Here is a 12765-nt window from a genome sequence, read left to right as displayed (position 1 = left end):
AACAAAATGCCCCATCCATGCAGTGATTTTGTAATCAAAAAAATTGGACAAATTCATCTATTTTTTTGCATAAAAAAAGACACCCGTAGGTGCCTTTCTTTTTCAATCAATCTTTAAAATTGATCAGAGTTTAATGCCTGACTGAAAGCTTGATCAACATCACTAAAGTCGTTGTGCAATTCATACTCAGCCGCTTCAGCTTCCTGACGACGACGTTCGAGATGATACGCTAGACCCGTACCTGCTGGGATCAAACGACCCACAACTACGTTTTCTTTCAAGCCACGTAAATCATCTTCTTTACCTGTTACAGCCGCTTCAGTTAACACACGAGTGGTTTCCTGGAACGATGCAGCAGAGATGAATGAGTCAGTCGAAAGCGATGCTTTGGTAATCCCCATCAATTGACGTTCAAACTTCGCAGGGAACTTGTTCTGAGCCAAGACTGCTTGGTTTTCTTGAACGACACGGATGTAGTCCACTTGCTCACCTTTGATGAAGCTGGTATCACCACCATCAGTGATATCAACTTTACGCAACATTTGACGTACGATGACTTCAATGTGCTTATCGTTGATTTTTACACCTTGTAGACGATAAACGTCCTGAACTTCGTTCACGATGTAGTTGGTCAATGCCACTTCACCTTTCAAACGCAAGATGTCATGTGGATTTTGTGGACCATCAGAAATGGTTTCACCACGGTTCACATGCTCGCCTTCGAACACGTTGATTTGACGCCATTTCGGAATCAATTCTTCGTAGATTTCAGAACCATCATCAGGCGTGATCACTAAACGGTTTTTACCTTTGGTCTCTTTACCAAAGCTCACGATACCTGATATTTCTGCCAAGATCGCATGCTCTTTTGGCTTACGTGCTTCGAACAAGTCAGCAACACGCGGTAGACCACCGGTAATATCACGAGTACGTGAAGTTTCTTGCGGTACACGACCAATAACATCACCCACACCAATGGTTTCACCATCACGTACGGTTACGATGGTATTTTGTGGCAAGAAGTAGAACTGCTCGCCGCCATCAGTTGTATCCAAGACGATTGCAGGACGTAAATCTTTACCAGACGCAGGACGTGCTGTCACAGGCAAGATTTCAACCGTAGTCATACCCGTCGCATCATCAGTTTTAGACGTTGCAGTGACACCATCCGCAATTTGACTGAATCGCGCTTTCCCTGCCACTTCTGTTACAAGTGGATGTGTATGCGGATCCCAAGTTGCGACAATACCGCCTGCTTCAACAAACTCACCGTCTTTCAACAGAATGCTTGCACCATAAGGCAGTTTATAACGCTCACGCTCACGACCTAACTCATCGGCAATACCAATTTCGCCTGAACGCGAAACAGAAACCAAGTGACCTTTGGCGTGTTGTACCGTTTTCACATTATGGAAACGTACAGTACCTTTGTTACGCACTTGTACACTGTTCGCAGCAGAAGTTCGGCTTGCAGCACCACCCACGTGGAAGGTACGCATCGTTAACTGTGTACCTGGTTCACCAATCGATTGAGCTGCCATAACACCAACAGACTCACCTGGGTTAACCTGATGACCACGAGCCAAATCACGACCATAACATTTCGCACAAACACCAAATGACGATTCACATGCGATGACTGAACGAACTTTCACTTCATCGACACCCGCTTCTTCAAGCTGAGCTGCAATTTTCTCGTCAATCAAAGTGCCACGTGGCAATACCACTTCATTGTCCGATGCACGACGTACATCTTCTGCTGTTACACGACCCAATACGCGATCACGTAATGGCTCAATCACATCCCCACCCTGAATGAATGGAGTCATGACTAAACCGCCCGCAGTACCGCAGTCTGGCTCAGTAATCACCAAGTCTTGTGCTACGTCAACCAAACGACGAGTCAAGTAACCTGAGTTCGCAGTTTTCAATGCTGTATCGGCCAAACCTTTACGCGCACCGTGCGTTGAAATAAAGTACTGAAGAACCGTTAGACCTTCACGGAAGTTCGCTTTAATTGGCGTTTCGATGATCGAACCATCTGGTTTTGCCATCAAACCACGCATACCCGCCAACTGACGAATCTGAGCCGCACTACCACGTGCACCAGAGTCAGACATCATGTAGATGCTGTTGAACGATTTTTGTTTCTCGTCTTCACCCTGTTTGTTCTTCACATTGGTAAATGACAAGTTATCCATCATCGCTTTAGCGACTTGATCGTTAGTACGCGCCCAAATATCGACCACTTTGTTATAACGCTCACCCGCAGTCACAAAGCCTTGTTCAAACTGTTGCTCAATTTCACGAACTTCAGTTTCTGCTTTGTCAATAATGACTTGCTTTTGTGGCGGAATCACCATGTCTTCCATACCCACCGATACACCTGAGCGAGTCGCTTGACGGAAGCCCAAATACATCAATTGGTCAGCAAAGATGACGGTGTCTTTTAGACCTAATTTACGGTAGCAAGAGTTGATCAGTTTTGAGATGTTTTTCTTGGTCATCTCAAGGTTGATCATGTCAAAGCTTAAGCCTTCTGGAACGATTTCCCAAAGTAAGCAACGACCCGGTGTGGTATCCACAATAATGGTTTGCTTTTCACGCTGACCATTTTCATCAATTACAGTCTGATGCACACGCACTTTTACACGTGCATGGATCGCAACTTTATTGGTGGCCAGAGCACGGTTTACTTCGTGCGTATCAGCAAAGACCATGCCTTCGCCTTTGGCATTGACTGCATCACGCGTGATGTAGTAAAGACCCAAGACGACGTCCTGAGACGGAACAATAATCGGCTCACCATTGGCTGGTGACAAGATGTTGTTGGTCGACATCATCAAAGCACGTGCTTCAAGCTGTGCTTCCAAGGTCAATGGAACGTGTACTGCCATTTGGTCACCGTCAAAGTCGGCGTTAAATGCAGTACAAACCAATGGATGCAAACGAATCGCTTTACCTTCGATCAAAATCGGTTCAAAGGCTTGTAGACCTAAACGGTGAAGTGTCGGTGCACGGTTCAACATCACTGGATGTTGACGAATCACATTCGCTAGAACGTCCCAAACTTCAGGAGTCTCGCGCTCAACCATTTTCTTGGCAGCTTTAATGGTGGTTGCCTGACCAGATGCCTGCAATTTTGCGAAAATAAATGGCTTGAATAGTTCAAGTGCCATCTTCTTCGGAAGACCACATTGATGCAAGCGTAAAGTAGGACCAACGGTAATGACCGAACGACCAGAATAGTCAACACGTTTACCCAACAAGTTCTGACGGAAACGACCTTGTTTACCTTTGATCATATCTGCCAAAGATTTCAATGGGCGTTTGTTTGAACCTGTGATCGCACGGCCACGACGACCATTATCTAACAAGGCATCAACAGATTCTTGTAACATACGTTTTTCGTTACGTACGATGATATCTGGTGCTGCAAGGTCAAGCAGACGCTTCAAACGGTTGTTACGGTTAATTACACGACGGTAAAGATCGTTCAAGTCAGACGTCGCAAAACGACCACCTTCAAGTGGTACAAGTGGACGCAAGTCTGGTGGAAGTACTGGCAGTACATTCATCACCATCCATTCTGGCTTGTTGTTTGACTCTTTAAACGCTTCCATCAACTTCAGACGCTTAGACGCTTTTTTCAGTTTCGTCTCTGAGGTTGTTTGTGGAATTTCTTCACGAAGACGCGCGATTTCAGCTTCAAGATCGATGTCTTTCAACAAATCCTGAACCGCTTCCGCACCCATTTTCGCAGTAAATTCATCACCGTGTTCTTCAAGGGCGTTGTAATATTCTTCATCGCTAAGCAACTGGTATTTCTCGAATGGAGTCATACCAGGATCAGTCACGACATAAGATTCGAAATACAACACACGTTCGATATCACGAAGTGTCATATCTAGTAATAAACCAATACGGCTTGGTAATGATTTCAAGAACCAGATGTGCGCCACTGGCGAAGCAAGCTCGATGTGACCCATACGTTCACGACGAACTTTTGCAGTGGTGACTTCAACGCCACATTTTTCACAAATGACGCCTTTGTATTTCATACGCTTGTATTTACCACACAAGCATTCGTAATCTTTGACTGGACCAAAGATTTTGGCACAGAACAAACCATCACGTTCTGGTTTAAACGTACGGTAGTTGATTGTCTCAGGCTTTTTCACTTCACCGTGAGACCATGACTTAATCATTTCTGGTGACGCAAGACCAATACGGATACGGTCGAATTCAACGGGTGCATGACCGTCAGAATCCGTTTTCTTACGCATGATATCGAGCAAGTCTTTCAATTTTTTTCTCCGTGTGTCAGAGAGCTAGGCTCATCCGACTGGGTCACAAATATTGTTTTTACTGAAATTTGAAAATCTCCTCTAACCCCTCTTTGAAAAGAGGGGCCCCCTTTAACAAAGGGGAATCGAGGGGGATTTAGTCACCATTTTTCAGTTCAATGTTGATACCTAAAGAACGGATCTCTTTGGTCAATACGTTGAATGATTCAGGCATACCCGGATCCATATAATGGTTACCATCTACAATGTTCTTATAGATGCGTGTACGACCTTCAACGTCATCCGACTTCACAGTGAGCATTTCCTGAAGGGTATATGCTGCGCCATAAGCTTCCAGTGCCCAGACTTCCATCTCACCGAAACGCTGACCACCGAATTGAGCTTTACCACCCAATGGTTGTTGCGTTACCAGAGAATATGAACCTGTTGAACGCGCATGCATCTTGTCATCCACCAAGTGGTTCAGTTTCAACATGTACATATAACCTACGGTTACAGGACGGTCAAACTGTTCACCTGTACGTCCATCAAACAAAATCTGTTGACCAGTACGTGGCAATTCAGCCAACTCAAGTAACTCTTTAATTTGACTTTCTTCAGCACCATCAAATACAGGAGTTGCTAGTGGTACACCTTTACGCAAGTTGCCAGCCAATACCAAGACTTCATCATCAGTCAGACTGTTTAGATCTTCTTGCTCACCACCGACCTTGTTGTAAATCTTATCAAGGAAGATACGAAGTTCGGCAATGGTACGCTGTTGTTGCAACATCTTATCGATTTGTTCACCCAGACCTTTGGCTGCCAATCCTAGATGTGTCTCCAGAATCTGACCCACGTTCATACGCGATGGTACACCTAATGGGTTCAAGACGATATCGACAGGTACACCATTGGCATCATGTGGCATGTCTTCTACAGGCAAGATGTTAGAAACAACACCTTTGTTCCCGTGACGACCCGCCATTTTATCACCTGGCTGGATACGACGTTTAACTGCAAGGTAGACTTTAACGACTTTCAAGACACCCGTCGTTAACTCATCACCCGTCGCTAATTTGCGTTTTTTCTCTGCAAATTTCTCATCAATTTCAGCACTCTTCTCTTTCAAGAATACTTGAATTTGACTTAAACGCTCAGCGATGCCTTCATCACTTGGTTGAATTTCAAGTAAATCGACCAGCTCAAGACCAGACAATAAATCTTCAGTCAGTTTGTCACCACGTTTAGTCGTGCCACCACCGTTAGAATCCTGACCTTTTAATAAGCGCACAATACGTTCACGTGCTGCTTCTTCAAAGATTTTGTATTCTTCTTTCAAATCTTTACGGTACGAATCCAATTGCGCTTTTTCAATCGCAAGTGCACGATCATCTTTCTCAAGACCATCGCGTGTGAAGACTTGTACATCGATCACCGTACCTTTCGTACCAGACGGAACTCGTAAAGATGAATCTTTCACGTCAGCGGCTTTTTCACCGAAGATTGCACGAAGCAATTTTTCTTCTGGAGTAAGTTGAGTTTCACCTTTAGGTGTTACTTTACCCACAAGAATATCACCTGCAGTAACTTCTGCACCGATATACACAATACCAGATTCATCTAGCTTGGATAGAGCAGCTTCACCTACATTCGGAATATCGGCAGTAATTTCTTCTGCACCTAACTTGGTATCACGTGCAACACATGATAATTCCTGAATGTGAATCGAAGTTAAACGATCTTCCTGCAAAACTCGCTCAGATAACAAGATTGAGTCTTCGTAGTTATAACCATTCCATGTCATGAACGCGACGCGCATGTTTTGACCCAATGCCAACTCACCACCATCGGTAGAAGGACCATCAGCCAATACATCACCACGACCAACTTTATCGCCCAGATTCACAAGAACTTTCTGGTTAATACAAGTGTTTTGGTTAGAACGGGTGTATTTGATCAGGTTATAAATATCAACACCTGCTTCACCCGCGATCATTTCATTTTCATGAACACGAATGACCACACGTGATGCATCAACAAACTCAATCACACCACCACGTTTTGCAATTACACAGACGCCTGAGTCACGTGCAACGGTCGCTTCCATACCCGTACCCACAAGCGGTTTATCCGCAAGTAAAGTTGGCACTGCCTGACGTTGCATGTTCGAACCCATTAAGGCACGGTTCGCATCATCGTGTTCAAGGAATGGAATCAATGATGCTGCTACAGAAACAACTTGCTGCGCAGAAACATCCATATGCGTCACTTTTTCAGGAGGCATACGTACAAATTCGCCCTGATGACGGACTGAAACCATTTCTTCAACGAGGTTACCCTCTGCATCAACACCAGAGTCGGCCTGTGCAATCACAGTCCCCACTTCTTCAATCGCAGAAAGATATTCAACATCGTCCGTTACACGACCATCGACTACCTTACGATAAGGCGTTTCCAAGAAACCGAAATCGTTGGCTTTTGCATAAACAGATAGCGAGTTGATCAAACCAATGTTTGGACCTTCAGGCGTTTCAATCGGACAAACACGACCATAGTGAGTTTGATGTACGTCACGTACCTCAAAGCCTGCACGTTCACGTGTCAAACCACCTGGCCCAAGCGCTGATACACGACGTTTGTGTGTAATTTCAGACAATGGATTGTTTTGATCCATAAACTGAGACAATTGGCTTGAACCAAAGAATTCTTTGATCGCGGCAGCAACAGGTTTCGCATTGATCAAGTCTTGTGGAGACAAGTTATCGGTTTCAGCTTGGCTTAAACGCTCTTTCACCGCACGTTCAACACGCACCAGACCCACACGGAACTGGTTCTCTGTCATTTCACCAACTGAACGGACACGACGGTTACCCAAGTGATCGATATCGTCAACTTCACCTTTACCGTTACGAATCTCAACCAATGTACGTAGTACATCAGTGATATCCTCATTAGAGAGAATACCTTCAACTTCACGTGATTTTTGATCTGTACCGACTTCGTAAGGACGACCCAAACGACGGTTAAACTTCATACGACCGACAGGTGACAAATCATAACGTTCAGAAGAGAAGAACAAGTTATTAAACAAGTTTTCAGCCGCTTCTTTCGTTGGTGGCTCACCTGGACGCATTACCTTGTAGATTTCAACCAGTGCTTCTTCACGGCCTGATGTGGTATCAGCACGTAAAGTATCCGCAATAAACGGACCATGATCGATATCATTGGTATACAGGATATTGAACTGCTTTACGCCGCCTTCAGCTAGCTTGACCATCACTTCATGGCTGAGCAAAGTGTTGGCAGGAATGATATCACCATCTTTTAGTGTAATATCTTCAGCAGTGATACGCTCATATAGATACTCATCAGGCACTGAAAGCTTGCTTAGACCAGACGCTTCCATTTGACGAACATGACGCGCATTAATACGTTTGCCTTGTTCTACAATGACTTTACCGTCATTATCAGTAATATCAAACTGCGCCATTTCACCGCGTAAACGTTCAGGCACAAGATCAATTTGGTAGCTGCCCATGTCCAGATACACAGGAACTTTTTCATAGAACAAATCAAGGATTTGCTCATTGTTATAACCCAGTGCACGCAGAATAACCGTAGCCAATAGCTTACGACGACGGTCAATACGCACGTAAACCAAATCTTTGGCATCAAATTCAAAGTCTAACCATGAACCACGGTAAGGAATAATACGTGCTGAATACAGCACTTTACCGCTTGAATGAGTTTTACCTTTATCATGATCGAAGAACACACCTGGTGAACGGTGTAACTGAGATACGATGACACGCTCAGTACCGTTAATCACAAATGTTCCGTTCTCAGTCATGAGTGGCATTTCACCCATATACACTTCTTGTTCGCGAACATCTTTAATTGATTTCGTTTCACGATCTTTAATGATCAAACGAATTTTTACGCGCATTGGTGCCGCATAAGTTGATCCGCGAAGAATACACTCGCGTACATCAAACTCTGGTTTACCAAGACTATACTCAACAAATTCTAAAGCAGCATTGCCAGAATAACTTTCTATAGGAAAAACTGAACGAAATGCGGCTTGGAGACCGATATCTTCGCGGTTTTTCGGTGATTTGCCATCTTGTAAAAACGTTCTGTACGAATCGACCTGAATCGAAAGCAAGTACGGAGCGTCCATGACGCTAGGCAATTTACCAAAATTCTTACGGATCCGTTTCTTTTCGGTATATGAGTATGCCATCTGGAGTCCTCGGAAAGTAAACCAGGCTCGCCTGCAGAACGAGCTTGGATGGAATGACGCAGGCCGATATGGCCACCACTTTTACAAATGCTGCAATTTTTAAGTGGTATTAAAACGCTTAACAATATTTTTAAACCAGAAAAATATTGGTAAGCGTTTGAATTTATTTCATTTGTTCTTTAAATCGAGCGTTTTTATATCAAACAAACAAAAATCGAGCCGATTATTGTAACGCAAAAAGGCTGATGACCCAAGAGCCATCAGCCATTTTATGGGGCCGATTATCAAAAAATCGACCCCTTGATGCATTACTTAAGTGTAACTGTAGCACCAGCTTCTTCAAGTTTCTTCTTAAGCTCTTCGCCTTCTTCTTTAGAAACGCCTTCTTTAAGAACTTGTGGAGCACCTTCAACAAGATCTTTCGCTTCTTTAAGACCAAGACCAGTCGCTTCACGAACTGCTTTAATTACAGCAACTTTGTTCGCGCCGAAAGAAGTCAATTCAACATTGAATTCAGTTTGTTCTTCAGCAGCAGCAGCGCCAGCACCTGGAGCAGCAGCAACAGCTACAGCAGCAGCAGATACATTGAATTTCTCTTCAAAAGCAGAGATTAATTCAACAAGTTCAAGAACAGTTTTTTCAGCAACTGCGTTTAAGATTTCTTCGTTAGTTAAAGCCATGAGAATAACTCCAAATGGATATTGAATAAGGTAAAAGTGTGATTAAGCTGCTTCTGACTCGTTTTTCTCTTTGAGTGCTGTAAGTAAGCGACCCAATTTCGAAACAGGAGCTTGAAGAACAGAGGCAAGCATAGTAAGTGCTTTTTCTTGGTTTGGAAGGTTTGCAATAACGCTAACTTCAGCACCTTGATAAACTTTGCCGTCAAATGCAGCAGCTTTTAATTCAAATGCTTTGTTCGTTTTTGCAAATTCTTCAAACAAGCGTGCAGCTGCACCCATGTCGTCTTCAGAAGTTGAAAAACCAAGAATTGTTGGGCCTACAAGGTTGTCATTCAAGATATCAAATTGAGTACCTTCAAATGAACGTTTAGCCAAAGTATTACGCACGATACGTGTAGTAACACCTAACTTACGCGCTTCAACACGAAGTTGAGTAAGTTTTTCGACAGTTAAACCTTGATAATCAGCAACAACAGCAGAGAACGCTTTAGAAGCAACTTCGTTGACTTCTGCGACGATCTGTTTTTTGCCTTCGATAAGAAGAGCCATTGTAAAACCTCCTAAGGTGACTTATGCATCTGAGCTAGATGCACTCCCAATTCGTAAACCTTTCGGCTTACACGCGGAGGAGGAACAAATCACACCACCGCGTCTACTCAGGCAATCAATTAAGGCCAAAGTCGAAACTCCAACCACCTGAGGTCTTTGACGCTGGCAAATTAATATTTACCAATTCAAAGTCCGCTTGATGACGTATTTAAATCCTCAAAGATTCATCAAATACGTTTATTCACCAAGACCTTTAAAAATCTTTTAACTAAAATTAGTTAGAAACGTTGTTTACATCAACAGTCAAACCAGGGCCCATTGTTGAGCTCAAAGTGATCTTTTTGATATAAACACCTTTAGAAGTTGCAGGTTTTAACTTTTTCAAGTCAGCAACTAAAGTTTCAACGTTTTGACGGATCGCTTCAGCGGTAAAACCTACTTGACCGATCGCAGCATGGATAATACCTGCTTTGTCTACACGGTAACGAGCCTGACCTGCTTTCGCATTTTTAACTGCACCAGCAACATCTGGAGTAACCGTACCCACTTTCGGGTTTGGCATTAAGCCACGTGGACCAAGAATCGTACCCAACTTACCTACAACGCGCATTGCGTCTGGAGCCGCGATTACAACATCAAAATCAAGATTACCTTGTTGAATGCTTTCAGCAAGATCATCAAAACCTACGATATCAGCACCTTCAGCTTTAGCAGCTTCAGCAGCAGCACCCTGAGCAAATACTGCAACACGTACAGTTTTACCAGTACCCGCAGGAAGAGTAGTCGCGCCACGAACAACCTGATCAGATTTACGTGGATCTACACCCAGATTCACTGCAACATCCAAAGACTCTTTGAATTTAGCAGCAGGTAGGTCGTTAAGAACTTGTACCGCTTCTTCCAAAGTATAAACTTTGTTAGTATCGACAGCAGCAGCAATGGCTTTTTGACGTTTAGTTAACTTTGCCATGTCTTATAGCTCCACTTCCAAGCCCATAGAACGTGCAGAACCAGCGATGGTACGAACACGTGCGTCTAAATCAGCACCAGTTAAATCTGGTTCTTTCGTAGTCGCGATTTCTTCTAATTGAGCACGAGTCAACTTACCAACTTTAGTTTTGTTTGGTACAGAAGAACCCTTTTGAATACCAGCAGCTTTCTTAAGAAGAATAGATGCAGGTGGAGTTTTCATGATAAAAGTGAACGACTTATCATTGTACACAGTGATCACGACAGGAATAGGCAAACCTACTTCAAGTTTTTGTGTCGCAGCATTGAATTCTTTACAGAATGCCATGATGTTAACACCACGTTGACCCAAAGCAGGACCAATTGGTGGAGATGGATTTGCTTTACCAGCTGGAACTTGCAGCTTGATATAGCCGTCAATCTTCTTAGCCATTATAGATTACCTCTGGGTACAAACGCCGCTAGGCTCCCCAACATTTACTTCACAACATACAGGATGCTGTAATAACAAATGCCCGATCAGATCGGGCGCTTTCCAACCAATTCAGATTAATTCGCTTTTTCGACTTGACGAAACTCGAGTTCAACCTGAGTTGGACGGTTAAATACATTAATCGTCAACGTTAAACGTGACTTCTCGTACTGAACTTCCTCCACGACTCCTTTAAAGTCTGTGAACGGACCATCAGTCACCAATAATTCTTCGCCTGGCTCAAACATTGTCTTAGGACGAGGTGCTTCACCAGTATTGCGCACACGTGCAAGAATCGCATCAGCTTCTTTTTGTGAAATCGGAGCAGGCTTTTCTGCTGTTCCACCTATAAAGCCCAGAACTTTTGGACATTCTTTGACAATATGCCAAGTTTCATCGTTCATTTCCATTTCGACCAACACATAGCCTGGAAAGAACTTACGTTCTGATTTACGCTTCTTACCATCCTTCATTTCCACCACTTCTTCGGTAGGAACAAGGACTTCACCAAAGCTATCGGCAACAGCGCTACGTGCAATACGATCATTCAAAGAACGCATTACCTGTTTTTCATAACCAGAATAGGCATGAATAATGTACCAACGTTTCATAGCTCTTTTATCCGATAATTAACTTAATTAACCAACCCAGTCCATAGTCAAAACACCACAATACAATTGCAGTAATAATAACCACTAACAAAACCTGCCAAGATGTGGTCACGGTTTCTTGTTTTGTTGGCCAAGTTACTCGACGCAACTCAAGTCGCGCATCTTTAAGTAAACGAACAAAGCCTTTACCCTGATGGGTGGCGTATAATAAACCTAAAGCAACAACGATACAAGCGATAATTACACCAACACGCACCCAAACACTATTTGCAGGCGGCCAATACGCAGGTAGATATTGATTCACCATGGCTGCACCAACTAAAAGTACCAGTGCAATCACCCACAGTACAATATCCAACGGCGAACCAGAAGTGACAACTTCGGCAGAATTATTTCTTTGAGGGATTGGCGCGTCGCTTAATGCGTCACGCGATTTATCATTCGACATTTTTTTACTCGTCGTTGAACTCGCGACTTATTATATGACACTTAAGTCAGCATCAAGCTTGTCATAACGTGGCAGGCCAGGAGGGACTCGAACCCCCAACATTCGGTTTTGGAGACCGACGCTCTACCAATTGAACTACTGACCTAGGACACACAAGCCGAGAGTCTAGACTCTCGGCTCAAAAATTGCAACCGTATAAGATGATTATGCAGTTACTTTCGCAACAACACCAGCACCTACAGTACGACCACCTTCACGAATCGCAAAACGTAGACCTGGATCCATTGCGATCGGGTGGATCAATTCTACTGACATTTCTACGTTGTCACCTGGCATAACCATTTCTACACCTTCTTTCAACTGGATTGCACCAGTTACGTCAGTGGTACGGAAATAGAACTGTGGACGGTAACCATTTAGGAATGGAGTATGACGACCACCTTCTTCTTTAGAAAGTACGTATACTTCTGCGTCAAATTTAGTGTGTGGCTTGATCGCACCTGG

The 12765-nt window shown here is 43.7% G+C and carries 8 protein-coding genes, 1 tRNA gene and 1 pseudogene; all 10 read right to left on the bottom strand.

Annotated elements, in window-relative coordinates; genetic code table 11:
• Positions 1-113: 113 nt before the first annotated feature.
• Positions 114-4307 (bottom strand): DNA-directed RNA polymerase subunit beta', encoded by a 4194-nt coding sequence (rpoC, locus tag J500_RS06760; protein ID WP_004995284.1) that lies wholly within the window; start codon positions 4305-4307, stop codon positions 114-116.
• 136 nt (positions 4308-4443) lie between these two features.
• Positions 4444-8532, bottom strand: a complete 4089-nt coding sequence (rpoB, locus tag J500_RS06755) for a DNA-directed RNA polymerase subunit beta (protein ID WP_004995287.1) — start codon at positions 8530-8532, stop codon at positions 4444-4446.
• 308 nt (positions 8533-8840) lie between these two features.
• Positions 8841-9212 carry a 50S ribosomal protein L7/L12 gene (gene rplL / locus J500_RS06750; protein WP_004985065.1) on the bottom strand — a complete coding sequence of 124 codons (372 nt, stop codon included), beginning with the start codon at positions 9210-9212 and terminating at the stop codon, positions 8841-8843.
• A gap of 42 nt (positions 9213-9254) precedes the next feature.
• Complete coding sequence (gene rplJ / locus J500_RS06745) at positions 9255-9761, bottom strand: 50S ribosomal protein L10 (RefSeq protein WP_004985064.1); 507 nt, start codon at positions 9759-9761, stop codon at positions 9255-9257.
• 274 nt (positions 9762-10035) lie between these two features.
• Positions 10036-10731: a 50S ribosomal protein L1 gene (gene rplA, locus J500_RS06740; protein WP_004985063.1), complete on the bottom strand. Its 696-nt coding sequence runs from the start codon at positions 10729-10731 to the stop codon at positions 10036-10038.
• Positions 10732-10734: 3 nt separating this feature from the next.
• Positions 10735-11163 carry a 50S ribosomal protein L11 gene (gene rplK / locus J500_RS06735; RefSeq protein WP_004637639.1) on the bottom strand — a complete coding sequence of 143 codons (429 nt, stop codon included), beginning with the start codon at positions 11161-11163 and terminating at the stop codon, positions 10735-10737.
• Positions 11164-11279: 116 nt separating this feature from the next.
• Complete coding sequence (gene nusG, locus J500_RS06730) at positions 11280-11813, bottom strand: transcription termination/antitermination protein NusG (protein WP_004985062.1); 534 nt, start codon at positions 11811-11813, stop codon at positions 11280-11282.
• A 7-nt stretch (positions 11814-11820) separates the two neighbouring features.
• Complete coding sequence (secE, locus tag J500_RS06725; protein WP_004995290.1) at positions 11821-12261, bottom strand: preprotein translocase subunit SecE; 441 nt, start codon at positions 12259-12261, stop codon at positions 11821-11823.
• A gap of 69 nt (positions 12262-12330) precedes the next feature.
• Positions 12331-12406: transfer RNA gene (locus J500_RS06720), tRNA-Trp, on the bottom strand.
• 59 nt (positions 12407-12465) lie between these two features.
• Positions 12466-12765 (bottom strand): annotated as a pseudogene (locus tag J500_RS06715) (elongation factor Tu); the annotation flags it as partial.

This window comes from Acinetobacter sp. 479375, assembly GCF_000581715.1.
Taxonomy (GTDB): Bacteria; Pseudomonadota; Gammaproteobacteria; order Pseudomonadales; family Moraxellaceae; genus Acinetobacter; species Acinetobacter ursingii.
Note: the sequence above shows the minus strand (reverse complement) of the source record. Positions and strands in the feature narration are given on the sequence as shown.